Raw genomic sequence first — 25,928 nt, 5'->3', positions numbered from 1 at the left:
ATGCCGCTCACACCCCCTCAACCGGACCCACCCCGCCTTCGACAGTTTCCTGCGATCTGTCGGAACGGCGTTCTGCTCTGGTGGGTGCCGACCGTTGGTCGGCACGGCAGACGTGATTGACGTCCGAAGGATCGGCTTTTGATTTTGATTTTGATTTTCCTGATCTTTCCCGGGGTGGCGCGGGGAACTGTCCGTGGCCGGGAGGGTGGGTTGGCTGGGGGCGTGAGCCGCATGGATGCGGCGACCGAGCCTACATGGACGTATTCACGGCGTCCCCCAGCCAAGCCACCCTCCCGGCCAACCCCCGTATGCGGAAACACCACCACCACGGAGGGGCTCCGCCGTTGGCCGACCCGGCCGAAGGCCCGCCCCCGCCGCGATACAATGGCACCCATGAACACCCCCCAGGACTCCAGCCTCGGTCGCGAGGTCAGTTACCCGTCGCAGTACGATCCCGGCCTGCTGTTTCCCATCCCCCGCATCGGGGCCCGCACCGAGATCGGTCTCGATGACGCCGCGCTGCCGTTCGTCGGCCACGACCGCTGGCATGCCTTCGAACTGAGCTGGCTCGACCCGCGCGGCAAGCCGCAGGTGGCCGTGGCCACCGTGCAGGTGCCCTGCACGTCGCCGCGCCTGATCGAATCGAAGTCGTTCAAGCTCTATCTGAACTCCCTCAACAGCACCCGCATGGAAAGCGCCGATGCGCTGCGCGAGCGCCTGGTGGCCGATCTGTCGGCCTGCGCGGGCGCGCCGGTGCAGGTGCAGTTCGGCCTGCCGCCGCTGGTCGAGTCGCCGCTGGGCGAGTCCATCGACGGGCTGGACGTGGAGATCGACTGCTACGGCCCGCCGCAGGCCGATTATCTCGCTGCCGATGCCGGGCTGGTGGTGGAAGAGACGCTGGTCTCGGCGCTGCTGAAATCCAACTGCCCGGTCACGGGCCAGCCGGACTGGGCGACGGTCAGCCTGCGTTACCGCGGCCCGAAGATCGACCGTGCCGGCCTGCTGCGCTACCTGGTCAGCTACCGCGAGCATGCTGAGTTCCACGAGCAGTGCGTCGAGCGCATCTTCAGCGAGGTCTCCACGCGCTGCCAGCCGCAGTGGCTGGAAGTGGAAGCGCGCTACACCCGCCGTGGCGGCCTGGACATCAATCCCTGGCGCGCCAGCCACGGGATCGCCGGCCCGGCCGCGACCGTCCGCGAGCTGCGCCAGTAACCGCCGCAGGCGGTTACGGGTAGCGCCGGGCCACGCCCGGCGAGCGCAGCGGCCAGAGCAGAAGCCGCCAGGCACGGCCCGGCCCTACCGTGGTTTGCAGGCGGTTACGGGTCGTGCCGGGTCACGCCCGGCGAGCGCAGCGGCCAGAACACAAGCCGCCGGCCAGCGGCCGGCACTACCGTGGTTCGCAGGCGGTTACGGGTAGCGCCGGGCCACGCCCGGCGAGCGCAGCGGCCAGAGCACGAAGCCGCCGGGCACGGCCCGGCGCTACCGTGGTTTGCAGGCGGCTACGGGTCGTGCCGGGCCACGCCCGGCGAGCGCAGCGGCCAGAGCAGAAGCCGCCGGGCAGCGGCCGGCGCTACCGTGGTTTGCAGGCGGTTACGGGTCGTGCCGGCCGCTCTGGGCCCCGATTGTTCAGCCGCCCCCCGTGGCGGCTTCACATCTGCACCATCCCCATTTAACAACCACCATGTCACCGTGCCATCCACGTAGTCATGCAGACGGGAGTGTGTGGATGAGCACCGAGAAGAAGGCCGATTTCTCCGGCGTCACCGCCAGCGTCGACAGTACCGCCGAGCTGGTACCCAAGGCGGACTTCTCCGGCGTCACGTCATCGGTGGACAGCACCGCCGATGTGGTCAGTGTCGGCACGTACACCGTGCAGAAGGGCGATTCGCTGTCGAAGATCGCCAAGCAGCATCTGGGCGATGCCAATGCCTGGAAGAAGATCTTCGAGGCCAACCGTGATGTCCTCGACGACCCGGACAAGATTTTCCCGGGCCAGACCCTGAAGCTGCCGCCGAAATGACCGGCCCGCGCCCAGTGGCGCACGAAGGCCGTCCGACAATCCCTGGGAGGAACACCCGAATGATCAAGACCAACCCGCTTCATGCCGCCCTGATCGCCGCCCTGCTGGGCAGCGTTGCCTTGGTCGGTTGCAAGAAGAACGAAGAATCCACCGACAACAACGCCGCCCCGGCGGCGACGACCCCGGCCGAGCCGGCACCGGCACCCATGACCGGCGCGCCGCCGCCGATGGCTGAAGCTGCTGCGGTCGCCGTATCGGCGGTCACCGTGGGCAAGACCGCTGCCGCTGACAAGTCGGTGGCCCCGGCCGCACTGTTCGCGCCGAAGGACGATGTGATCGTCTCGGTGCGTACCGATGCCGCCGCGAACAACGTCACCGTCGGTGCCAAGTTGACCTTCCAGGATGGCCAGGTGGCCGGCGAGCAGAACGCCACGCTGAACGCTTCCGGTGCCGAGACGACCAACATCACGTTCAAGAATGCCAATGGCTGGCCGGCCGGCAAGTACCGCGCCGAAGTCATGGTTGATGGCAAGGCGGCCGGAACGCCGCAGGAGTTCGAGGTCAAGTAAGTCCCGCCGACTCTCTCCCGGTTGGACTCACGATGGGCGCAGCCGCGAGGCTGCGTCTTTTTTATTTGTGGCTCCTGGGAAAGCTCCATCCACGCATGGCGTGGATCTACCGGAACAGTGCGCGTGGATCGACCCGATTCCGGGATATGCAGGCATGGTTGCATCCGATACCACGCAGCTGGATCACAGCGTTGCCGTGGTGCAGTACCGCAGCGTATGGGATGGCTTTGCCCCGCGCGGCTGAAAACGCGACAATGCAGGGGTTTCCCCGCCGCGCGCCCACCCTGACGGCGACGGGGAAAGTGACACGGTTGCACGTGGCACGGCGCCTGCGCCGGCCTTCCCCTGAGAACCGCTACAGAGTCCAAGTCCCCCATGTCCAAGATCCTCTACACGCTGACCGACGAAGCACCGTTCCTGGCTACCCAGTCGCTGCTGCCGATCGTCGACGCCTACACCGCCACCGCCGGCATCGTGGTGGAAACCCGTGACATCTCGCTGTCCGGCCGCATCCTGTCGCTGTTCCCGGAACTGCTCAGCGACGCGCAGAAGGTCAACGACGACCTGGCCGAGCTGGGCCAGCTGGCGACCACGCCGGACGCCAACATCATCAAGCTGCCGAACATCTCCGCCTCGGTGCCGCAGCTGAAGGCGGCCATCAAGGAACTGCAGGACCAGGGCTACCCGCTGCCGGACTACCCGGAAACCCCGGCCGACGACCAGCAGCGCGACTACAAGGCGCGCTACGACAAGGTCAAGGGCAGTGCGGTGAACCCGGTGCTGCGCGAAGGCAACTCCGACCGCCGCGCACCGCTGTCGGTGAAGAACTACGCGCGCAAGCACCCGCACCGCATGGGCGCCTGGGCAGCCGATTCGAAGTCGCACGTCGCGCACATGGCTGCCGGTGATTTCTACGGCAGCGAGAAGTCGGCCACCGTGGCCAACGCCGGTTCGCTGAAGATCACCTTCCACGGCAAGGACGGCAGCGCCGTCGTGCTGAAGGAAAAGACCGCGGTCAAGGCCGGCGAGATCGTCGATGCCGCCGTGATGAGCCGCAAGGCGCTGGCCGCCTTCATCGGCGAGCAGATCGCTGATGCCAAGGCCCAGGGCGTGCTGTTCTCGCTGCACCTGAAGGCGACCATGATGAAGGTCTCCGACCCGATCATGTTCGGCGTGGCGGTCAACGAGTTCTACAAGGACGTGCTGGCCAAGCATGCCGACGTGCTGAAGCAGGCCGGTTTCGATGCCAACAACGGCATCGGTGACCTGGCCGCGCGCCTGCCGTCGCTGCCCGAAGCCACCCGCGCCGCCATCGAGGCCGACCTGGCCGCCGAGTACGCGCAGCGTCCGGGCGTGGCCATGGTCAACTCGGACAAGGGCATCACCAACCTGCACGTGCCGAGCGACGTCATCGTCGACGCCTCGATGCCGGCGATGATCCGCGACTCCGGCAAGATGTGGAATGCCGAAGGCAAGCTGCAGGACACCAAGGCCGTCATCCCCGACCGCTGCTACGCCGGCGTCTACCAGGCCGTCATCGACGACTGCAAGGCCAACGGTGCCTTCAACCCGGCCACCATGGGCTCGGTGCCGAACGTCGGCCTGATGGCGCAGAAGGCCGAAGAGTACGGCTCGCACGACAAGACCTTCCAGATCGCTGCCGATGGCGTGGTCAAGGTCACCGACGAGGCCGGCACCGTGGTGTTCGAGCACGCCGTGGAAGCCGGTGACATCTGGCGCATGTGCCAGACCAAGGACGCGCCGATCCAGGACTGGGTGAAGCTGGCCGTCGAGCGCGCCCGCCTCAGCAGCACCCCGGCCGTGTTCTGGCTGGATGCCGCCCGCGCCCACGACGCGCAGGTCATCGCCAAGGTCGAGCAGTACCTGAAGGACCACGACACCAACGGCCTGGACATCCGCATCCTGCCGCCGGTGGAAGCGACCGCCTTCTCGCTGGACCGCATCCGCAAGGGTGAGGACACCATCTCGGTGACCGGCAACGTGCTGCGCGACTACCTGACCGACCTGTTCCCGATCATGGAACTGGGCACCAGCGCCAAGATGCTGTCGATCGTGCCGCTGATGGCCGGTGGTGGCCTGTTCGAGACCGGCGCCGGTGGTTCGGCCCCGAAGCACGTGCAGCAGTTCGTCGAAGAGGACTACCTGCGCTGGGATTCGCTGGGTGAATTCCTGGCCCTGGCCGCGTCGCTGGAACACCTGGGCAACCGCTACGACAACGCCGCTGCCCGCGTGCTGGCCAAGGCGCTGGATGAAGCCAACGGCCAGTTCCTGGACAACGACAAGTCGCCTTCGCGCAAGCTGGGTGGCATCGACAACCGCGGCAGCCACTTCTACATCGCGCTGTACTGGGCCCAGGCCCTGGCCGCGCAGGACGAAGACGCCGCACTGAAGGCCCGCTTCGCCCCGCTGGCCAAGGCACTGACCGACAACGAGCAGAAGATCGTCGACGAGCTGGCCGCGGTGCAGGGCAAGGCCGTGGACATCGGCGGCTACTACCGCCCGGACGTGGCCAAGGCCAGCAAGGCCATGCGCCCGAGCGCGACCTTCAACGCCGCGCTGGAGCAGCTGCGCGGCTGATCCATCGCCCGCAGCAGGTGACATCGAAACCCGCGCTCCGGCGCGGGTTTCTTTTTTCCTGGGGATCCGACCCCATTTCCCGGAACCGTCAATACGGCATGAAACTTGCCCACGATGGCCGTCGCAGAACGGATCAGTGCGTGCCTGCGGTCGCCGTCGATCTGAGCAGTCGATCACGACGGCCGCGCGTGGCGATGCCCTAGCCTTGGCGACGCGAGACCGCCGGGGAGGCGGTCGCCCGGGGAACACGGATGGCACGCGTGCTGGTGGTGGGAACCGATCTCCAGGGCGAACAGGCCCTGCTGCAGCGGCTGCGCCTGGCCTCGGCCCTGCCCGATGGGCAGGTGTGCCGCAGCCAGGACCTGGACGACTGCGACCTGCTGGTGGTGCGCGATACGCCGGCGCTGCGCAATGCCGCGCTGCGCATGCGCGAGCAGCGGCCGCGCCTGCAGTGCTGGATCGAAGGCATCGGCGGCCAGCTGCGCGAGGGCCATGGCCGCCAGGATGTCCTCGATGATGGAGCCATCGGCCGCGCGCTGCGTGGCATGCAGGGCAGCGCCGAACCCGCGCCGGTGCGCCTGGCCGACGGCGCCCATGCCATCACCCGCCTGCTGCGCGAGCGCCTGCCGGTGCGCCAGGGCCATGCACTGCTGGGCGAGAGCGGGCAGCCGCTGCTGCTGCTGGATCTGGAACAGGACCAGGCGGTACTCCTGCAGGAGCCGGCCGCCGTGCTGGTGGAACGCCTGGCCCAGGGCTTCGAGCATCTCCATCTGGACGCGCTGACGCCGGCGCAGTTCCGGGTGCTGGCAGGCAACCGCGCGCGCCAGCCGTTGCGGCCGCTGCTGTGGCAATGGGCGCAGCGCAGCCGCCACTGGCACGCACTGGACGAGCGCCTGCGCGGTGCGGCGGTGAAGCTGCTGCGCTGGCCCGACTTCCGCGTGCTCGGCCACGACCACGATGGATTCCGCCTGTGCTCGCTGCTGCTCAAGCGCGCGTGCACGGTGGACGAGTGCGCGGCGTTGCTGGAGCTGCCGCCGGCCGCCGTGCGTGACTTCATCCATGCCGCCTACCTGTGTGGCTACGCGCAGCTGCAGGCTGCCGCGCCGGTAGCTGCCGCGGCGCGGGGCAGCAGCGCCGACCATGGCCTGCTGGCACGCCTCTGGCGCAGCCTGCGCAGGAGCGAGCGCAATGCGTGAGCACAAGGTAGTGGTGCTTGGCGGCATGGGCAGTGGCAAGTCGACCCTGGTGCGCAGCATCGCGGCCGGTGTGGTCATCGACACCGACGTCGCCAACAGCGACCGTGCGGGCGCGGACAAGGCCTCGACCACGGTCGCCCTGGATTACGCCGACATCGACCTCCCCAACGGTGAGCGCCTGCGCCTGTACGGCACGCCCGGCCAGCAGCGCTTCGACTTCCTGTGGCCGATCCTGCTGCAGGGTGCGCGTGGCGCGGTGCTGCTGCTGGATGCGCGCCGCGCCGGCGTCGCTGACGAACTGGATGCCTACCTGCAGGCGCTGCGGCCGTTTGCCGGCACGCTGGCGCTGGTGGTGGCGGTGACCCACCTGGACCAGGTGCCCGATGCGCAGCTGGACGACTGGGCCAGCCGGGCGTGCCTGGATGACCAGCCGCTGCCCCTGCTGCCTGTGGATGCGCGGGACCGCGCGCAGGGGCTCCTGCTGATGGATGTACTGATGAGCGAAATGGAAGCACACGCACTGGTGGCTTTGCATGGCTGATGGACAGGTGGCGACGCTGCCCGATGCCGGCCAGCGCGAGCGCCTGCAGCCGCTGCTGCAGGACCTGCAGCAGCGCGTGGAAGGGGTGCGCACGGTGGTGCTGGCCAGTGTCGATGGTTTCGCTCTGGTCAGTGCCGGTGCCGAAGGGCGCGGCGAGCGGCTGGCCGCGATGACCAGCGCGATGCTGGCCCTGGCGGCGGCGGTGGGTCGCGAGCTGGCGCTGGGCGATCTGCAGACGCTGATGCTGGAAGCACTGGGCGGCAAGGTGCTGATGCTGGCGATCCAGGCCGAAGGCCGGGCGCCGCTGCTGCTGATGGCGGCCTGTGACCAGCGCAGCGTGATCGGCCAGGTGCTGTGGCAGAGCAGGGAATGTGGCCAGGCGATCCTGGCCGAACTCAGCGGATCGTGAGCCCGGCCGCAGGGGAACGAGGGGCTCGAACCAACACTGACAAGGGGATACGACGTGGCTGGACTGACCGAATCGCTGAATGCACTGATGGGTATCGACGGCGCGCAGGCCGTGGCGCTGGTCGACTACGAGAGCGGCATGCTGCTGGGCGAAGCCGGCGCGGGCATGGACATGGAAGTGGCCGCCGCAGGCAACACCGAAGTGATCCGCGCGAAGATGAAGACCGCCGCCTCGCTCAACCTCAATGACAGCATCGAGGACATCCTCATCTCGCTGGGCAAGGCGTACCACATCATGCGCCCGGTGGCGAAGAAGCGGGGCCTGTTCTTCTACATCGTGCTGGACCGCGCGAAGAGCAACCTCGCCCTGGCCCGGCGCAAGGTGCAGGACGTGGAATCCGAGCTGGCGATCTGAGGCCGCTGCCTGTGTAGAGCCGAGCCCATGCTCGGCTGCTTTCGAGCGAAGCCAGCCGAGCATGGGCTCGGCTCTACACAACCCACCCCACGCCGGCGTATGGTGGATGCCCGTCTCCCTGCCGAGCCGTGCATGTCCCAGCCTGACATCGCCGCCGACCTGGCCCCGCGCATCGCCGTGGCCATCCGCGATGGCTTCGAGGATTACCACGCCCGTTTTGCCGCGATCACGGCGCGGGCGCGGCTGCGCTTCGAGCAGCGCGACTGGACCGCCGCGCGGCAGGATGCGGTCGAGCGCATCGCCCTGTACGACCTGTGCATCGCCGAGCGCATGGACGCGCTGCGGCGCATGGCCGGCGATGCCATCGGCGTGCGCGCGCTGTGGCTGCAGGTGCACGCGCATTACAGCGCGCTGCTGCAGGGGCTGATCGACGCCGAGCTGTACAAGACCTTCTACAACACCCTGGCGCGGCGCCTGTTCGCGACCCGGGGCGTCGACCCGGCGCTGGAGTTCATCGCGTTCGACATCGAACCCTCCGATGCGATCACCCACCCGGTGGCGCGCCACACCTATGCGGTGTCGCCCACGCGTCCGGTGGAAGCGCTGCAGCGGGTGTTGGCCGACTACCGCTTCGACGTGCCCTATGCACACCAGCTGCGCTGCGCAGCGGCCATCGCCATCCGCCTGCAGGATGACCTCGCGCACTGGGGCGACACCCCGGTGCGCAGCATCGAGCTGCTCGATACCGTGTTCTACCGCGAACGCCGTGCCTACCTGGTCGGCCGCGTGTTCGGCGAACACCGCTTCTCGCCCTGCATCATCGCGCTGGTCAATGACGAACAGGGCCTGCGTGCCGACGCGGTGCTGACCCGCCGCCGTGACGTCGCCCATCTGTTCGGTGTCTCGCGCAGCTATTTCCAGGCCGGCCTGGCCACGGTCGGTGACGCGGTGGTGTTCCTGCGCAGCCTGCTGCCGGGCAAGCCCATCGACGAGATCTACACCGTGCTGGGCCGTGCCAAGCAGGGCAAGACCGAGCGCTACCGCACCTTCTTCCGCCACTTCAACGAACACCCGCACGAGCGCCTGGTGCACGCCGAGGGCACCCCGGGCATGGTCATGGCGGTGTTCACCCTGCCCAGCTACCCGCTGGTGTTCAAGCTGATCCGCGACCGCTTCGCCTGGCCCAAGGCAATGTCGCGGCAGCAGGTGGAAGAGAAGTACGCGCTGGTGTTCAACCTGGATCGCGTCGGCCGCCTGCTCGATGCACAGCCGTACCGCCACCTGCGCTTCCCGCGCGAGCGCTTCGCCCCGGCGCTGCTGGACGAGCTGCTGCAGCAGTGCGCGCAGAGCGTGCGCGTGCAGGGCGATGAGATCGAGATCGCCCTGTGCTACGTGCAACGCCGTTTCCGCCCGTTGAACCTCTACCTGCGCGAGCAGGGTGCGCCGGCCGTGCGCGCGGCCGCGCTGGACTACGCGCAGGCGATCACCGACATGGCCCGCAACAACATCTTTCCCGGTGACATGCTGCCGAAGAACTTCGGTGTGTCGCGGCATGGTCGCGCGGTGTTCTATGACTACGACGAGCTGTGCCTGGTCAGTGACTGCGTGTTCCGCGCCTGGCCGCAGCCGCGCACGCCGGAAGAAGCCCTTGCCGACGAGCCGTGGTTCCATGTCGGCCCGCGCGATGTGTTCCCCGAGCGCTTCGGGCCGTTCATGGGGCTGCCTGCGCAGGAGCTGGCAGCGGTACGCGAGCACTACCGCCACCTGTTCGACCCCGCCTGGTGGCAAGGCCTGCAGGCCCGCTTCGCCAGTGGCGATTACCCTGACACGCCACCGTACGCCGCCGATCATCGATTGGCCTGACCGACCCGGCCACTGGCCCTGCGGCGCGAAACTCGGTTAGGCTGGACCATCATTGCCAAGGATCCGGTACCGATGCGCTCATCCCTTTGTCTTGCCCTTGCCCTGGCGGTCGGCAGCGTTGCCGCCATCACCGCTTTTGATGCCCCTGCGCAGACCACGAAGGCGGTGCGCGCCACCGCCGAGGCCAGCATGGTGCTGACCGGCACCATCGAGGTGGCCACTGACGGCTCGGTCAGCAATCTCGTACTGGACCAGCGCGAGCGCTTGACGCCCACGATCGCTGGTTTCGTCGACGGCACCATCCGCAGCTGGCGCTTCGAGCCGACCGTGCAGGACGGACGTGCGGTGTCGGTGACGGCACCGATCCGCGTGCGCCTGCTCGGCAAGCCTGCCGCTGACGGCACGATGGAAGTACGCATGACGGGCGTCAACTTCAACGTGTACAGCGACAAGGATACCGATACCGTGACGCGGCGCGAGATGGGGCCACCGAGCTATCCGCAGCAGGCATTCCGCAACGGCGTGCAGGGCGAGGTGGTGCTGCTGATCAGGGTGGACCGGAACGGCAATGCAGCCGACGTCGCCACCGAGCAGGTGAACCTGGGGGTCGTGGGGCCCGAGCGCTCCATGCGGCAGATGCGTGATCTGTTTGCCAATGCCAGCACCGCCGCCGCCCGCAAATGGACCTTTGCACCGCCGACCACCGGCAAGGACAAGGACGCTGCCGAGTGGACGGTCCGTACGGTGGTCAGCTACACGATGAGTGACGGGCCGGGCGTCCAGCCAACGCCCTATGGCGTCTGGAAGCCCTTCATCCCGGGCCCGCGCCAGTCGGCGCCGTGGCGCCAGCAGGATGTCGCGCAGGAGGGTAGTGACCTGCTGCCGGCCGGCGGCGTGTACATGGTGGATGGTGCCAATCGTGGCCTGCGTCTGCTGACGGCACTGGCAAAGGACTGAGTCCCATCCGGTCCCTCGTGTTCCAGGGCTGCGTGGCATGCCGCGCGCTGGCAACGAGGGACCTGTCTTTCAAGCACAAGGAGTGAGTGTGATGCGTTCTTCCCTTTTCCTGGCCCTGACGCTGGCCCTCGGCGGCGGCGCCGCCTGCATCGGCAGCGCAGACGCGCAGAGCGTGCGCGAGGTGCGCAAGCAGATGGAGGCCAGCATGACGCTCAGCGGCGTCATCAACATCGGCCGCGAAGGCCAGGTCGAAGGCTTCCAGCTGGACCACCGTGACAAGGTGGCCGCCGACGTGGCGCGCCTGGTCGAGGGCACGGTCAACAGCTGGCGCTTCGAACCGGTGCTGGTCGATGGCAAGGCGGTGCGCGCGCGTACCGATGTCCGCCTGCGGCTGCTGGCGGACAGCCTGACCGGCACCACCATGCAGGTCCGCGTGGCCGATGCGAACTTCGGCCCGGTCGATGAAGAGAACACGCTGTCCAGCGACAACGTCAGGGCGCTGAAGATGCGCCCGCCGGTCTACCCGGAACGGGCGGCGGCCATCCGCGGCCAGGGTGAGGTAACGCTGCTGGTCAAGGTCGGGCGCGATGGCAAGGTGGCCGACGTGGTTGCCGAGCGTACCAACCTGACCGTGGTGGCGCCGGAGCGCCAGATGCAGATGCTGCGCGACGTGCTGGCCAAGGCCAGCGTGAGTACTGCCCGCAGCTGGACGTTCAGCATTCCGACCACCGGCGAGTACAAGGACGAAGAATTCTGGACCGTGCGCGTGCCGGTCAACTACGCCTTCGACCCCCGGTCGGAGCGTTACGGCCGCTGGTCGGCCTACATCCCGGGCCCGCGCCAGCAGGCACCGTGGAAGACCGGCGAAGACGAAAAGGCCACCGGTAGCGACCTGCTGCCCGAAGGCGGCGTCTACATGGTCGGCCGCAACGACGGCCCGCGCCTGCTGACCCCGCTGGGCTGAGCGGCGCGGTGACGACAGCGCCGGGTATCGCCCGGCGCTTCCGCGTGCGGGTCACTCCGCGTGCGGGTACACCACCACGCGGTTGCGGCCTTGTTCCTTGGCCAGGTACAGCGCCTTGTCGGCCAGCCGCAGCGCCTGTTCCACATCGGCATGGAACGTGGGGAAGTGGGCCACGCCCAGCGACACGGTGATGCTGCCGACCGGCGCGAACGGCTGCCCGGCAATCGCCTGGCGCAGGCGCTCGGCGGTCTGCTGCGCCGCCGTTACGCCGACGCCCGGCAGCAGCACCAGGAATTCCTCGCCACCGGCGCGGCACAGCACGTCGGTTTCGCGCGAATGGCGGCGCATCTGCTCGGCGATATGGACGATGGCGGCATCGCCGACGTCATGGCCGTGGCCGTCGTTGATCGACTTGAAGCGGTCGATGTCCAGCGCCACGATCGCGAACGGCTGGCCCTGTGCCTGCAGCATCTCCAGCGCGTTCTGCAGCCCGCGGCGGTTCAGCAGCCCGGTCATCGGATCGGTACGGCTGGCGCGGTTGAGGGTACCGATGCGGTCCTGCAGTGCGTTGAAGCTGTACAGCACCGCCTGTTTCAGCTGCGCCACTTCGAAGTACCACGCGCGGATGCCGGTGACGTGGTTGATCGCATTGCCGGTGTCTTCGCCTTCCTGCACGTTGCGCGCCAGCTGCCACAGTGGCATCGAGATGCGCCGCGCGAACCACCAGGTGATCAGCAGCGACAGCACGCCCAGCGGGATCGCGTTCCAGATGACCGAGGACATCAGGCGCGACAGCGGCTGCAGGGTCGCCTCGGCCGGGCGCTGGGCGATGATGCCCCAGCCGGTGACCGGCACCGGGGCATAGCCGGACAGCTGGGCCACGCCATGGTTGTTGACCAGCTGCTGGCTGCCGGAACGACCGCCCATCACCGCCTTCACCGCCGCGTTGTCCAGCGCGTAGGTGCCCACTTCCTTCGGGTTGTTGTGGTAGATGATGCGGCCGTTGTGGTCGACCACGTACAGGTAGGACCCGTCGCGGTAGTAGTGCTTGCCCAGCAGCGTGTGCAGCGCGCTGCGCTGGCGCAGGTACAGCGTGCCGCTGACGTAGCCGAGGTAGGTGCCCTGGCGGTCGAACACCGGGTGCGACAGCGAGATCAGCAGCTTGCCGGTGGCCGACTGGTAGGGATCGCTGATCAGCGGCTGGCGGCGCGCCAGTGCCTGGTTGCTGCCGAAGCTCTTGAGCACTTCGCCCTGCAGCTGCAGGGTCTGCGGTGAGGTGGCGATGACCAGGCCGCTGGCATTGACCACCAGCGAGGAGTTGAAGCTGCTGGACTGCAGCTGCAGGCGGCTGGCTTCGTCCTGCGCGTGGCCGGCATCCAGCCCGCTCTCACCGAGCCGGGTGGCAGCGTAGGCCAGCTGCTGCTGCGCGGACAGCAGGAAGGTCTGCGTCGTTTCGGCCAGCTTGCTGGTGTAGACGCGGTTGGCTTCCAGGGTGTTGCTCACCAGTTGGTCGCGCTGCACGCGGTAGCTGGCCAGCAGCGTGTTGCCGAGGGCGATGAGCGTACTCAGCAGGGCCAGCGCAAGAATCAGCTTGCCCAGGTTGAGGCGGTTGGAGATGGGTGGCATGCAGCGACTGCGCCCACTGCTGCGGCAGCGCAGCCGGGCACGAACGGTGGGGGAGCCGCCATTATGGGCACATTCGCGCGCCGCAGGGACAGGCCCGGTGTCCCGGTGTCAGCGTTGCAGGCGCCGCCGCAGCGTATCGCGCACGCGCTCGGCGCCCGCCGCGTCCAGTGGCGCCAGCACGCCACGCGCATCCTGCGGCACATGCGCGGCCGTATGTTCGCCCGCATCGAACACATAGTGGTCGAGCATCGTTCGCCAGTGCGCGCGCTGTTCCGGCGGCAGGTCGCGCAGGGCGAGGATGGCCAGCATCAGCGCGTTCATCGGCGAATCCATCCACGCCGGCACCGGCCGCCACCAGCTGTTGACCAGTACGTTGAACGGTTCCAGGCCTTCCATGTGGTGCCACCACAGCGAGGGAATGAACACCGCATCGCCCGGTTCCAGCTCGGCCACCAGGGCCTGCTCCCAGGCCTGGGCGAAGCGCGGGAAGCGCTGCAGGTCCGGTGCATGGAAATCGACCAGGCTGATGGCCTGTCCGGCGGGGGTGAAATCCAGCGGCCCGACATACAGGTTCTCGACCTGCGCCGGCGCGAACAGGGTGACGCGACGGCGGCCGGCCGCCACGCACGCCAGGTTGTCCGGCACGTCCTGGTGGGCGGCGATGCGCGAGCGGTTGCCGATCCAGATGCTGGCCAGCGGATCGGCGACGCCCAGGTGCAGCGGGTTGGCCTGGCTGAAGCCGGGCAGGAAGCTGTCCAGCGTGGTCGAGGCGACGTAGATCGACGGCGGCGCGGGATCGCTGGCGTACTTCAGAAGGGTGGCCAGCACCACCTTCAGCGGGATCTGTTCGCGGCGGAAATTGAAGCCGCTCATGTCCTCGTTGTAGAACAGCCGCCCGTGCGTGTCGGGTGCGGCGGTGGTCGCCGTCACCGGCATCTGCCCGTGGTCGAAGCCGGCCAGGTGGGCCACCGCCTCGGCGGCGGACCGGCGCGCGGCCCTCACCAGCGGCCAGTGCGCCACCAGCCCACGGATCACCTTCGGCGTCGTCCAGGTGGGCAGCTGCGCGTGCAGCTGCGCCGGGTCCAGGCCGAGGATCTCTTCGATGGGGCGGGGCTGGGGCAGCATGCGCGGGTATCCGGAGCGGAGTGGAGCCGAGCATGGGCTCGGCTCTACAGCAGTGCACAAGCCGATCCTGTAGAGCCGAGCCCATGCTCGGCTCCACAGCAGTGCACAAGCCGATCCTGTAGAGCCGAGCCCATGCTCGGCTCCACAGTACTGCAGCAGGTCAGAACTTGTAACGCACGCCGAACATGTAGCGCGGGCCGGTCTGGGTGGCGTAGCGCAGCATGTTGGTGTGGCGCGAGTAGGTGCGCATGGTTTCGTCGGTCAGGTTGATCGCTTCCAGGCTCAGGGTCAGCTGCTCGCTCACCGCGTAGCTGATGTTCAGATCGAGCTGGCCGTAAGCCGCGGTGTAGTTCGGGTTCGGGCCCTGGCCGCCGATGCCGTTGAGGAACTTGTCGCGCCAGTTGTAGGCCGCACGTACCTGCCAGGCATTCTTGTCGTAGAACGCGACCAGGTTGGCCGAGTCGCTCAGGCCGATCATCGGGTACTGGTCGCCCAGGCTGAGGTTGTTGAAGGTCAGCCCGGACTTCACCTTGGTGTAGTTGGCCGCCAGGCCGAAGCCGGATTGGCCGAACAGGTGCTGCACCGCCACTTCCCAGCCATCCAGGTGGTCCGAGTGCTGGTTGGCCGGCACGGTGATGTCGAAGCCGGCGATCGGATCGGTCGGCAGGCCTTCGATGGTGCCGGTCAGCTGGCCGGCCGAGTTGACGCCGGTGAAGTTCACGCCCGGGTCGCCGGCATGGTTGGTGAAGATGTAATCGCGGATGCACGGCATGTCGGTGCCGCCGCACGACGCCAGTGCCTCGTTCCAGTAGGCGCCGCCGACGGGCGTGTGCAGGTTGCCGCTGTTCTCGCGCACCACGGTGTCGCTGATGAAGTTCTTGATGTTCTTGCGGAAGAAGCCGGCCGAGGCGTAGCTGGCCTCGCCGTAGTACCACTCCAGCGAGAGGTCGAAGTTGTCAGAGATCAGCGGCTCCAGGCTGGGGTTGCCGCGGCTGCCGCTGCCACCCTGGGTGCGCACGATGTCGGCCAGCGACTGGCCGCTCTGGATCTGCGTCCAGCTCGGGCGGCCCAGCGTGCGGCTGTAGCTGCCGCGCAGTGCCAGCGATTCGCTCAGGTCCAGCTTCAGGTCGACATTGGGCAGCACGTAGTCGTACTTGCCACGGCCGCCGATGAAGCTGCTTTCCGGCGCGTAGACGATGTTCAGTTCGTTGGCCGAGCCCCAGCTGATGCCGGTCGGCACGCGCACCATGGCGTTGGATTCCACTTCGGTCTGCTCGTAACGCACGCCGGCGGCCACGTGCAGCGGCATCGACCAGTCAAAGGTGGTGCGGTACTGCAGGAAGGCGCTGCGCGTCTTCTCGGTGGTGCGGATGTCTTCGGAGTACTCGCTCGGTGCGTAGTAGCAGGTCGGGCAGGCCGGGTCGGCAGCGGTACCGACCTGGGCGGCGCGGTCGATCAGGCGGTCGAAATCGAACACCAGGAACTGGCCGGTCAGGCGCGGATCGCTGTGCCCGGAGAAGGCCTTGAAGTACTTGGCCATGTTGTCGGCGTACCAGATGTCATCGGCATAGTCGGCCGGTGAACCGAGCCCGCCCCAGGTATTGCGCTGCATGATGGCCGAGGCCGAGCGGTTCTCCACCTGGGTGTGGCCGATGCCGAAATCCAGCGCCGAATAGTCGGCGAAGCGGAACGTGCCGCGGCCCTGGTACTGCTGCACCTCGGACTTGTTGTAGCTGTTCTGGAACACCGAGCCGGTGACCAGCGCATCGGAGGCCTGCACGCCGCCCGGGGGCAGGGCGATGTTGATGATCGGCAGGTCACCGCTGTAGTCGACGGTGGTCTTGCCGCGCACGAAGGCGGCCACGCCAAGCACGCCGGCCGAGCCATAAGGGCTGTCCGGCTGCGATTCGGCGGTGGAGTTGTGCGCATCGAACGACAGGTCCAGGGCGTCGTTCACTTCCCAGTCCACGTTGAAGCCCAGCGAGTGCATGCCGGTCTTGGTGGCCAGCCGCGCGCCGCCCATCGACACGTCCGAATTGGTCATGTCTTCGCTGTAGATGATCGGTGCAGCCACCGGGCCATTGGTCCAGGTGCTGTCGCCCGGGCCGTAGTTGAACCACACCGACAGCTCGCTGCGCTGCTGCTGCACCTTGTTCTCGACATAGGTGTAGTCCAGCGTGGTGGTGACATTGTCGGTCGGCTTCCACTGGAACGTGGCCTGCGCGTTGGTGCGCTGGCGCTGCACGCCGTTGACGTTGTAGGCGGTGTTCTGCGGCCGCCCATAGACATCGTTCGGGCCCGGCCGGTTGGTGATGCGGTCCGAGTAGCCCTGGCCCGGCTGCGGCAGGGTGCGCCCATCGGTGGTGTTGTTGCCGTAGAACGTCGCCCAGCCCTCGGCCACGGTGGCCTGGTTGAAGCCGGAATCGCGCTCCTGGTGGCTGGCACTGAAGGCCACGCCGAAGCGGTCGTCGGCATAGCGCTGGCTGAAGATGCCCGACAGTTCGCCGGTGACGTTCGACCCCTGCAGCGTGCGCGGCAGGTTGTCGTTGGAGGAATCGTTGACCGCCTTCAGGCCGAGGCTGATCACCGGCTCCGATTCCAGCGGCCGCAGGGTCTTGATGTTGATGGTGGCGCCGATGCCACCGGCCGGGTTGTCGGCGCGGCTGGTCTTGTACACCTCCACCGCCGAGATCGATTCGGAAGCGAGGTTGGCGAAGTCGAACGAGCGCGAACCGTTCAGGCCGGCACCGCCGTTGCCGAGGTTGGACGCGGGCATCTGGCGGCCGTTCAACAGCACCAGGTTGTAGTCGGGGCCGATGCCGCGCACGGTCACCTTGGAACCTTCGCCGCTGGAGGTGCGGTCGATCGAGACGCCGCTGATGCGCTGCAGCGATTCGGCCAGGTTGGTATCCGGGAACTTGCCGATGTCCTCGGCGACGATGCCATCGACCACGCCCTGGCTGTCGCGTTTGAGGTTCATCGACGACTGCAGGCTGCCGCGGATACCGGTGACCTGCACGGTATCGAGCGTGGCCGGGTCGGGCGTGTCGCCGGCAGGTGCGTCCTGCGCCCATGCCGGTGCGGCGAGCGCTGCGAGCAGCGCGGAAGTGAGCATCGTCTTGCGAGGTACTGCCTTGTACGTCTTCATGGAAGCTCCCTCCCCAGGGAATTCGGTTGTGTCGTTGCGGCGTTGTCTCGATCGCGGGTTACTGCACGTGGCCGGATTGGAGCGACGGTTGACAGCGTTGTCAACAAACTGCCATCAAGTGCGCCTGGCCAACGCCTGCGCGGGTCGCGATGTAACCGTTGCCATGCACCTGCTCACGCCGATGAATTGCCTTTGGCTGCGGCATCTGCAGCGCTTTTTCAGGCATGACAGCGCTGCCAATCGATCGGCGGAAAAACGTTGTGCGGTGCAGAACGAAACTGCGCGGATGCCGCGCGAGGGCGCTTCAGCATGGAGGGAGGAGGGGACTGACAGCGCTGGACAACGGCAATGGCCGGTGGATGTCGTGCATGTCCACTGGATGGCTTGAATCACTGACCGGGAGGACAGGTTCTGGACATGATGGCGACTGTCAGCGGACAGCGCGTGCGGCGACGCCACAACGGGCGCGTCGGCCCGCTGCGGCAGGGCTCAGCGGCGGCGCGGCGCGGCGGTGGACTCGCGTTCCAGCACCGCGTGCTCGACGGTGATCATGCGTCCGGCAGCTTCGGCGCGGATGTGCTCGATCAGCTGCTCGGTGGCCAGCCGGCCCATGTGCGCGGTCGGCTGGCGCACGGTGGTCAGTGCCGGATAGATGTGCCCGGCAATCGGCGTGTCGTCGAAGCCGCACACCGACAGATCGCGCGGCACGCGCAGCCCGCGCTCGCCGGCCACGCGGTAGACGGCAGCGGCCATGTCATCGTTGGCCGCGAAGATCGCCGTCGGCGGATCGTCCAGGTCGAGCAGGACGTTGGCCGCGTCCACGCCGGACTCGAACGAGAACTGGCCGTTGGCCACCAGCTGCGGATCGTAGGCAATGCCGGCCTCGCGCAGCGCCTGGCGGTAGCCGGCGTGGCGCCACTGGCAGGCACCATGCGCGCGTGGCCCCTTGATGTGGCCGATGCGGCGATGGCCCTGCGCAACCAGGTGGCCGATCAGCTCGACCACCGCGGTGGTTTCATCCATGCGCACGCCGATGCGGCCTTCCGGATGGCGTGGCGCGATGCAGGCGAAGGGAATGTCCTGTTCTTCCAGCCAGGACAGCACCACCTCGTCATCGGTCAGCGGCGGGATCAGCACCACGCCGTCGGGGCGCGAATTCTCGAACAGCGCGGCCAGGTCGGGCAGGGTGCGGCGGCCGGTGCCGACCGGGCCCAGGATCAGGTTGTAGTGCTGCGCATGACAGGCTTCCAGCATGCCGCTCTGGATTTCCATCAGGTAGTTGCGCGAGGGATTGTTGTAGACCAGCGCCAGTGCGTACGAGCGCTGGCCCGCCAGGCTGCGCGCGGACAGGTTCGGCTTGTAGCCCAGCCGTGCCACGGCCGCCAGCACGCGCTCGCGCGTCTGCTCGCGCACGTTCGGCTCGTGGTTGAGCACGCGCGACACGGTCTTGATCGAAACCCCGGCAACGGCGGCGACATCCTCGATTCGACTGCGCATGGTGCGATGGTTCCTCCTGGAAGGCGGCGGGCACGCGGCGATGGTAGTGCGTGCTGGCCCGGTCGATGTTGCCGAAGCAGGCGGATGGTGCCACGACAGGAGGGGCGCTGGCACGTCCCGATTCCGTGTCGCGATGCAGCACCCGCGCACTGCGATGGCGCGTCGATGATGCGCCAGGCCCCGTGGTTGCGGGACGCCCGGCACGTTGCCCGCCAACAACGATTGACAGCAGCGGGGTCGCCTTATATGACAGCGCTGTCAGGAGCGGTGCGCAAGCGCCCATGCCGGCGTGCGGTCGCAGACACGCGCGCCAGGAATTTCATCCACGGAGGTAGAGCCCAGTGAATCGCCCCACCCAGACCCTTCTTGCCAGCTGCCTGTTGGCCGCCCTTGCCGCGCCGGTCGGTGCCGCACCGGCCAGCGGCGAACGTCTGCAGGACTGGCCGCGCGTGCACAGCGCGATCAGCCCCGACGCGCAGATCGAAAGCCGCGTGCAGCAGATCCTTTCGCAGATGACGCTGGCGCAGAAGATCGGGCAGATGACCCAGGCCGAGATCAAGACGATCACGCCGGAGCAGGTGCGCCGCTACTACATCGGCTCGGTGCTCAATGGCGGCGGCTCGTGGCCGGGCATGGACAAGCACGCCAGCGTGCAGGCGTGGCTGGCGCTGGCCGATGCCTACCATGCCGCCTCGCTGGCCACCGATGCGAAGACGCCGGTGCCGGTGATCTGGGGCACCGATGCGGTGCACGGCCACAACAACGTGCTGGGCGCGACCCTGTTCCCGCACAACATCGGCCTGGGCGCCGCCGGTGATCCCGAACTGATCGAGCGCATCGGCGAGGCGACCGCGCGGTCGGTGCGCGCCACCGGCATCGGCTGGGTGTTCGCGCCCACCCTGGCCGTGGCCCACGACCCGCGCTGGGGCCGCACCTACGAAAGCTATTCGTCCGACCCGGCGGTGATCCGCAGCTTCGCCCACGCTTACGTGAAGGGCGCGCAGGGTGCCTTCAAGGATGACGGCAACGTGGTCACCACCGCCAAGCACTACCTGGGCGACGGCGCCACCGACAGCGGCCGCGACCAGGGCGAGGCGCTGGTCGACAAGGCGACGATGATCAACGTGCATGCGCAGGGCTACTACGGCGCGCTGGCCGAGGGCGCGCAGACCGTGATGGCCTCCTTCAACAGCTGGAACGACCGTGCCGCCGGCATCGACTACGGCAAGATGCACGGCAGCAAGGCGCTGCTGACCGATGCGCTGAAGGACAAGATGGGCTTCGACGGCTTCGTCGTCTCCGATTGGAACGGCATCGCCCAGGTGCCGGGCTGCCGCAACGACAGCTGCGCGCAGGCCATCAACGCCGGCATCGACATGGTGATGGTGCCCGATGACTGGAAGGCCTTCATCGACAACACCACCGCGCAGGTGCAGAAGGGCGAGATCCCGATGGCGCGCATTGATGACGCAGTGACGCGCATCCTGCGGGTGAAGCTGCGTGCCGGACTGTTCGAACACAAGCCGTCCGACAGCCGCTATGCCGGTGATGCCAGCGCCGTGCAGCACCGCGAGCTGGCGCGGCGTGCGGTGCGCGAATCGCTGGTGCTGCTGAAGAACGAAGGCAAGGTGCTGCCGCTGCGCCGCGATGCGCGCGTGCTGGTGGTCGGCAAGGGCGCCGACAACATCGGTGACCAGTCCGGTGGCTGGTCGCTGACCTGGCAGGGCACCGAGAACAGGAATGCCGACTTCCCCAACGCCGACTCGGTGCTGGGCGCGCTGCGCGCCGAACTGGGTACGGACAAGGTCAGCTTCAGCGCCGACGGCCAGGGCATTGATCCGAAGGCATTCGACGTGGTGCTGGCGGTGATTGGCGAAACGCCCTATGCGGAAACCAACGGTGACATCCTCGCCTCGGACACGGTGAGCCACAGCCGCGCCTATCCGCAGGACCTGGCCGTGCTGAAGGCAGCGGCTGCGACCGGCAAACCGGTGGTGACGGTCTATATGTCCGGCCGCCCGATGTACACCAACGACCTGCTCAACCTGTCCAGCGCCTTCGTCGCGGCCTGGCTGCCGGGCACCGAAGGCAAGGGCGTGACCGACGTGCTGGTGACGGGCAAGGGCGGCAAGCCCGCGCATGACTTCCGTGGCCGCCTCAGCTTCCCGTGGCCGGGCGTGCCGTGCCCGGCACCGATCGACCAGCCCGATGCGAAGAAGCCGTCGCTGTTCGCGCTGGGCTATGGCCTGAGCTACGCCAAGGGCGGCAAGGTCGCGCGCCTGGACGAAGCCAACCCGGACAGCTGCGGTGAAGTGACCGTGCTGCCGATCTTCAACCGTGCCGACACGCCGCCGTTCGCTCTGCACGTGGCCGCCGCGGGTGCGACCCAGCCGCTGGGCAGCGATCTGAACGCCACGCTGCGCTGGCCCACCGCCAAGCCGGTGGTGCAGGTGCGTACCGTGCAGGTGAACACCCAGCAGGACGCCAAGGAAGTGACCTGGCTGGCCCCCGCGCAGCTGATCGCACGCAGCACCTCGCGCCGCAACCTGGGCGCACTGGCGCGCAGCAACGGCGCGCTGCAGTTCGATGTGCAGCTGGTGAAGCGCCCGGCCTCGCCGGTGAAGGTGACCATGCAGTGCGGCAGTGGCTGCGAGGGCGGGGTGGATATCGCGCCGCTGCTGGGCAAGCTCTCGCCCGGCCAGAAGCAGACGGTGACCGTGCCGCTGGCGTGCTTTGCCAAGCAGGGCGTGGCACTGGGCGCGGTGGAAGCCCCGTTCGTGGTGACTGCCGACAAGCCGTTCGCTGCAGCGTTCACCCAGGTCAAGCTGACCGCCAATACGGCCAATGCCGAAGGTGCGGTGGCCTGCCCGTAAGCCACGCGGTTGCGCCGGGTGATGGCCGGCGAGCGGGGCAAAGCTTGATGTCGTTCCTCCACGTGTCCTGGTGCGCCGCTAAACTGGCGCACCAGGAAGCGATCCGCGTGTCGTGCGGATCCACAGACAAGGACGACCATGCGCCGTTTACTCCAGAGCGTGAGGCTGCAGCCCCATGGTTCCACCATCGATGTCACGTGCGTCACCGACGCACGCGCGCTGCTTGAGCTGGTGCGGCAGGGCGCGTACGCGCAGGCCTCGGCGGTGATGGCCGAGCTCCACGAAGGCAGCCAGGTGGATTTCTACGCCTACCTCGGCAAGCAGGTGCAGGCGCCTGCGCTCGCCGCGCAATGGCACGCACACGCGCCCGAATCCATCGATGCCGCATTGCTGCTGGCCTTTGCGGAGCTGGGCGAAGGCTGGCGCCTGCGCGGCGAGACCTACTTTCATGAAATCCCCGAAGCGCGCCGGCGCGCCTTCCCGATGAAGTTCCAGGCCGCGCAGCGGCGGTTCAAGGCACTGGCCGAGCGTGCGGACGCACCGCCGCTGGCGTTCTATGGCCTGCTGCACTGTGACGTGGTGTGCGACATCGAACGTGAGGCGCGCAGCGAGCGCTTCGCGCAGGTGATGGCGCTGGCGCCGTACCACGCACCCTCGGTCTACATGCTGGCCAAGGCCAGCATGGAAAAGTGGGACGGCAGTGACGAGGAGATGTGGGCGTACCTGCGCTGGATCAGTGACAACGCCCCGCGCGGCCGTGATGCCCATGCGGCGATCGCGGCGCACGTGGTGGAATGGACCTACCCGTGGATGGACGAGTGCGATGCGCCGCTGGAGATCGTCGGGGTGGTGCGCACCGCCAACGTGCCCGGCCTGGCCGACCTGGTGCGCAAGGCGCTGCTGGACTGGCTGGACGTGCAACCCGCCGGCCTGGAACGCGCGCTCGCGGCCTGCACCTCATCGCGTGAGCGCCGCCATCGCGCCGAGTTCGCCCTGGCCCTCTACCTCGTTGGTGCCTGGGACGAGGCGCGCGTGGTGATGACGGCGCAGGGCGGCAAGGTGCCGGTCGAACCGTGGTGCTACCTGGCCTATCGCGGCAGCAGCCTGCTCAGCGAAATGCTGGGCGGCACGCTGCGCTGTGCGGGCCTGGCCCACGACCGCATCTGCCGCGACCTCGGCCTGGACCCGCGCGAGGTCTGCGCATAGAGGCATCTCGCCGGGCATGGCCCGGCGCTACCGGTAGATCCACGCCATGCGTGGATGCCTGCCGCCGCGAAAGCCAAAAAAAAGCCCCGCAGTGCGGGGCTTTTTTCTTATCGCTTCATGGAACCGAAGAACTCGTCGTTGGACTTGGTGTTCTTCATCTTGTCCAGCAGGAATTCCATCGCGGCCATTTCATCCATCGGATGCAGCAGCTTGCGCAGGATCCAGATCTTCTGCAGCAGTTCCGGTTCGATCAGCAGGTCTTCGCGGCGGGTGCCCGAACGGTTGATGTCGATGGCCGGGAACACGCGCTTTTCAGCGATGCGACGGCTCAGGTGCACTTCGCTGTTGCCGGTGCCCTTGAACTCTTCGTAGATCACCTCGTCCATCTTCGAGCCGGTGTCGACCAGCGCGGTGGCGATGATGGTCAGGCTGCCGCCTTCTTCCACGTTGCGCGCGGCACCGAAGAAGCGCTTCGGGCGGTGCAGGGCGTTGGCGTCCACGCCGCCGGTCAGCACCTTGCCCGAGCTCGGCACCACGTTGTTGTAGGCGCGGGCCAGGCGGGTGATGGAGTCCAGCAGGATCACCACGTCCTTCTTGTGCTCGACCAGGCGCTTGGCGCGCTCGATGACCATTTCGGCCACCTGCACGTGGCGCGCGGCCGGCTCGTCGAAGGTCGAGCTGATGACCTCGCCGCGCACGGTGCGCTGCATTTCGGTCACTTCTTCCGGGCGCTCGTCGATCAGCAGCACGATCAGGTGCACGTCCGGGTGGTTGGTGGTGATGGCCGTGGCCACCTGCTGCATCATCATCGTCTTGCCGGCCTTCGGCTGGGAGACGATGAGCGAGCGCTGGCCCTTGCCCTGCGGCGCCATCAGGTCGAGGATGCGGCCGGTGATGTCTTCCGACGAACCGTTGCCGCGCTCCAGGGTGAAGCGGCGACGCGGGAACAGCGGGGTCAGGTTCTCGAACAGCACCTTGTTCTTCGACGCTTCGATCGGCTCACCGTTGATGGTGTCGACGATGTTCAGCGCGAAGTAGCGCTCGCCGTCCTTCGGGAAGCGGATGCGGCCGGAGATGTGGTCGCCGGTGCGCAGGTTGAAGCGGCGGATCTGGCTGGGCGAGATGTAGGTGTCGTCCGGGCCGGCCAGGTAGCTGGCCTCGGCCGCGCGCAGGAAGCCGAAGCCATCGGGCAGGATTTCCAGCACGCCGTCGGCGGCGACGCCGTCACCGTGGCGGGTCAGCACCTTCAGCAGGGCGAAGATGACGTCCTGCTTGCGGGCGCGGGCGACGCCTTCGGAGATCTGCAGCTGCTCGGCGATTTCCAGCAGCTTCTGCGCCGGCATGCGCTTGAGGTCGCTCAGCGAGTAGACCGGGAAGCCTTCCGGCACGTTGGCGTGCGGGCGCGGCACGAAGGGCTGCTGCTCGCCACCGTCCTGCGGCATGCCGTCATCGCGGCCACGGCCACCACGGTCGCGGTCGCGACGGTTGCGGAAGCGGTCGCGGCGGTTGCCCTGGCCCTGCTGGCCGTTCTGGCCACCGTGGTTGTAGGGATTGTTGTTCTGGCCCTGGTTCTGGCCGCCACCCTGACCACCCTGGTGGTTCTGCTGGCGGGGCTGGCCGGATTCGCGGCCTTCGCCGCCATCACCGCCGCCGGAGGCGGGGGCTTCAGCAGCGGGCGCGCTCGGCGCGGGGGCGGCTGCGGCCGGAGCCGGCGCTTCGGCCGCGGGTGCCAGCGGCAGGGTCGGCTGCGCGGGCGCAGCGCTGGTTTCGGCGGCGGCCGGAGCGGCTGCCTTGCTCACGCGGGGCTTGCGCACGCGCTTTTCGGCGGGCGCATCGGCGCTGCCGGTTTCGGGAGTGTTATCGGACAAGAGCGTTATTCCTCGCTTGAAGGTGCGAGCGCCCGGCTGGGGCGGCGAACGTTGGGAATGGGTCTGGAAGAAACTGCGTCCAGAGGGTGCGGCACGCGAACGCGGCCGGATATGCCGACACTATCATCGGCCAGCGGCGCCGTGCAAGGGTCACCGGGTATTGCATTCATGCGGGCGCCGGGCGCCCAGCGGCAGCCGCGGTCAGCGGCTGCCGTGGAACAGCAGGATCAGGCCAGGGCCTTGTCCAGCAGGCCGGCCAGCTGGGCCTTGCCCACCGCACCGATCTGCTCGCCGACCTTTTCGCCGTCCTTGAAGACGACCAGGTACGGGATCGAACGCACGTGGTACTTGGCGGCCAGCGCGCGGTTGTTGTCGACGTTGACCTTGGCGATCTTGGCGCGGCCCTGGTAGGCGTCGGCCAGTTCGTCCAGCGCGGGGGCGATCATCTTGCAGGGGCCGCACCACTCTGCCCAGAAATCGACCAGCACCGGTTCCTTGGAATTCAGCACGGCGCTATCAAAGTCGGCATCGCCGACGTGTACAACCTTGTCGCTCATCTTGGTTTCTCGTCTTGGATTGCACCCGGCCAGGCCGGAGGTGGGTGAACTGGGCCATGCCCGGTGGCGCGACCCTCGTCGTTGCCTCGCGGCGGTCTGCCGCGGTGCGTTCGGCGGGATGCCTGGACGCTCACGGCCGGCAGTGTACCCCTATCGCGCGGCGGGGACAGTTGCTGGCTGGAACCCAGCGTATCGTGATCGTGTCCCAGCCCGGTATGTGTCGGATTTCACTGTCCTCGAGGAGATGGGGGTGGCACCGGGGCAGGGCCAGTGGCCGGCGCAGGGCCGTTCAAGTGGCGTGTGGCTGGGTGAAGGCCCCGTGCGGGCGCGCCGTCTCCCGGTCCCATGAGACGGGCGGTTCCGGTTTGCCGGCCCGAGTGCGTTAAACTGGGGCATTGTGCGGCGTGCGGACCGGGTGGTCCCCGCCTGCCAACCCGCCGCAGGGGCCGCAGTTTGCGACGGTGCCCCTAGACGATGAAGTGCCAGCCGCCCCGTGG

The 25,928-nt window shown here is 67.9% G+C and carries 20 protein-coding genes; 14 read left to right on the top strand and 6 right to left on the bottom strand.

The annotated features are described in order from the left end of the window. The first annotated feature begins 393 nt into the window (after nucleotides 1–393). The 11 genes from queF to AC3WL7_RS14185 all read left to right on the top strand — a co-directional run bounded on the left by queF (nucleotide 394) and on the right by AC3WL7_RS14185 (nucleotide 11,531). The gene (gene queF, locus AC3WL7_RS14235) at nucleotides 394–1,212 is read left to right on the top strand and encodes an NADPH-dependent 7-cyano-7-deazaguanine reductase QueF (RefSeq protein ID WP_492751016.1); all 819 of its coding nucleotides are present in this window, start codon (nucleotides 394–396) and stop codon (nucleotides 1,210–1,212) included. 514 nt (nucleotides 1,213–1,726) lie between these two features. Continuing rightward, complete coding sequence (locus AC3WL7_RS14230) at nucleotides 1,727–2,020, top strand: LysM peptidoglycan-binding domain-containing protein (protein ID WP_079223824.1); 294 nt, start codon at nucleotides 1,727–1,729, stop codon at nucleotides 2,018–2,020. Nucleotides 2,021–2,079: 59 nt separating this feature from the next. After that, a complete protein-coding gene (locus AC3WL7_RS14225) occupies nucleotides 2,080–2,589 on the top strand; it encodes a hypothetical protein (protein ID WP_108759033.1) in 510 nt (169 codons plus the stop codon). Between the two features lie 375 nt (nucleotides 2,590–2,964). Further along, nucleotides 2,965–5,187: an NADP-dependent isocitrate dehydrogenase gene (locus AC3WL7_RS14220; protein ID WP_492751013.1), complete on the top strand. Its 2,223-nt coding sequence runs from the start codon at nucleotides 2,965–2,967 to the stop codon at nucleotides 5,185–5,187. A 251-nt stretch (nucleotides 5,188–5,438) separates the two neighbouring features. After that, nucleotides 5,439–6,383, top strand: a complete 945-nt coding sequence (locus AC3WL7_RS14215) for a hypothetical protein (protein WP_492751011.1) — start codon at nucleotides 5,439–5,441, stop codon at nucleotides 6,381–6,383. Beyond that, nucleotides 6,376–6,924 carry a GTP-binding protein gene (locus AC3WL7_RS14210; RefSeq protein ID WP_492751009.1) on the top strand — a complete coding sequence of 183 codons (549 nt, stop codon included), beginning with the start codon at nucleotides 6,376–6,378 and terminating at the stop codon, nucleotides 6,922–6,924. The genes AC3WL7_RS14215 and AC3WL7_RS14210 overlap by 8 nt, the downstream gene beginning before the upstream one ends. Further along, the gene (locus AC3WL7_RS14205) at nucleotides 6,917–7,333 is read left to right on the top strand and encodes a roadblock/LC7 domain-containing protein (protein WP_108759030.1); all 417 of its coding nucleotides are present in this window, start codon (nucleotides 6,917–6,919) and stop codon (nucleotides 7,331–7,333) included. Before AC3WL7_RS14210 ends, AC3WL7_RS14205 begins: the two co-directional genes overlap by 8 nt. Nucleotides 7,334–7,387: 54 nt before the next feature. Further along, a complete protein-coding gene (locus tag AC3WL7_RS14200) occupies nucleotides 7,388–7,747 on the top strand; it encodes a hypothetical protein (RefSeq protein ID WP_079223818.1) in 360 nt (119 codons plus the stop codon). Nucleotides 7,748–7,879: 132 nt separating this feature from the next. Continuing rightward, entirely contained in the window at nucleotides 7,880–9,610 is a 1,731-nt protein-coding gene (gene aceK / locus AC3WL7_RS14195; RefSeq protein WP_200732596.1) for a bifunctional isocitrate dehydrogenase kinase/phosphatase, read from the top strand. A gap of 72 nt (nucleotides 9,611–9,682) precedes the next feature. Beyond that, entirely contained in the window at nucleotides 9,683–10,567 is an 885-nt protein-coding gene (locus AC3WL7_RS14190; RefSeq protein ID WP_200732595.1) for an energy transducer TonB, read from the top strand. Between the two features lie 91 nt (nucleotides 10,568–10,658). Continuing rightward, nucleotides 10,659–11,531 (top strand): energy transducer TonB, encoded by an 873-nt coding sequence (locus AC3WL7_RS14185; protein ID WP_492751004.1) that lies wholly within the window; start codon nucleotides 10,659–10,661, stop codon nucleotides 11,529–11,531. 51 nt (nucleotides 11,532–11,582) lie between these two features. Here the strand turns inward: AC3WL7_RS14185 and AC3WL7_RS14180 are convergent, their stop codons facing one another. From AC3WL7_RS14180 to AC3WL7_RS14170, 3 genes are all read right to left on the bottom strand, one after another. After that, a complete protein-coding gene (locus AC3WL7_RS14180; protein ID WP_492751002.1) occupies nucleotides 11,583–13,157 on the bottom strand; it encodes a sensor domain-containing diguanylate cyclase in 1,575 nt (524 codons plus the stop codon). Between the two features lie 108 nt (nucleotides 13,158–13,265). Beyond that, the gene (locus AC3WL7_RS14175; protein ID WP_492751000.1) at nucleotides 13,266–14,282 is read right to left on the bottom strand and encodes a cupin-like domain-containing protein; all 1,017 of its coding nucleotides are present in this window, start codon (nucleotides 14,280–14,282) and stop codon (nucleotides 13,266–13,268) included. Nucleotides 14,283–14,442: 160 nt separating this feature from the next. Continuing rightward, nucleotides 14,443–17,430 (bottom strand): TonB-dependent receptor, encoded by a 2,988-nt coding sequence (locus tag AC3WL7_RS14170; protein WP_492750998.1) that lies wholly within the window; start codon nucleotides 17,428–17,430, stop codon nucleotides 14,443–14,445. A gap of 163 nt (nucleotides 17,431–17,593) precedes the next feature. On the opposite strand from AC3WL7_RS14170, the gene AC3WL7_RS14165 reads away from it, so the two are divergent. Continuing rightward, nucleotides 17,594–17,818: a hypothetical protein gene (locus tag AC3WL7_RS14165; RefSeq protein WP_492750996.1), complete on the top strand. Its 225-nt coding sequence runs from the start codon at nucleotides 17,594–17,596 to the stop codon at nucleotides 17,816–17,818. A 101-nt stretch (nucleotides 17,819–17,919) separates the two neighbouring features. Here AC3WL7_RS14165 and AC3WL7_RS14160 read toward each other — a convergent pair whose 3' ends face one another. Continuing rightward, nucleotides 17,920–18,927 (bottom strand): LacI family DNA-binding transcriptional regulator, encoded by a 1,008-nt coding sequence (locus tag AC3WL7_RS14160; RefSeq protein ID WP_079223810.1) that lies wholly within the window; start codon nucleotides 18,925–18,927, stop codon nucleotides 17,920–17,922. A 341-nt stretch (nucleotides 18,928–19,268) separates the two neighbouring features. On the opposite strand from AC3WL7_RS14160, the gene AC3WL7_RS14155 reads away from it, so the two are divergent. Continuing rightward, a complete protein-coding gene (locus AC3WL7_RS14155) occupies nucleotides 19,269–21,800 on the top strand; it encodes a glycoside hydrolase family 3 protein (protein ID WP_492750994.1) in 2,532 nt (843 codons plus the stop codon). A 138-nt stretch (nucleotides 21,801–21,938) separates the two neighbouring features. Then, on the top strand, nucleotides 21,939–23,006 hold the full coding sequence (locus AC3WL7_RS14150) for a hypothetical protein (protein ID WP_492750992.1): 1,068 nt from the start codon (nucleotides 21,939–21,941) through the stop codon (nucleotides 23,004–23,006). Nucleotides 23,007–23,113: 107 nt separating this feature from the next. On the opposite strand, the gene rho is transcribed toward AC3WL7_RS14150, so the two are convergent. After that, nucleotides 23,114–24,874, bottom strand: coding sequence for a transcription termination factor Rho (rho, locus tag AC3WL7_RS14145; protein ID WP_492750990.1), 1,761 nt, complete (start codon nucleotides 24,872–24,874; stop codon nucleotides 23,114–23,116). A gap of 227 nt (nucleotides 24,875–25,101) precedes the next feature. Beyond that, on the bottom strand, nucleotides 25,102–25,431 hold the full coding sequence (gene trxA, locus AC3WL7_RS14140) for a thioredoxin (protein WP_025878607.1): 330 nt from the start codon (nucleotides 25,429–25,431) through the stop codon (nucleotides 25,102–25,104). Between the last annotated feature and the right edge of the window lie 497 nt (nucleotides 25,432–25,928).

The sequence above is a fragment of the Stenotrophomonas sp. FW305-3-2-15-E-LB1 genome (assembly GCF_058787375.1).
This window is presented reverse-complemented; position numbering and strand designations above follow the sequence as displayed.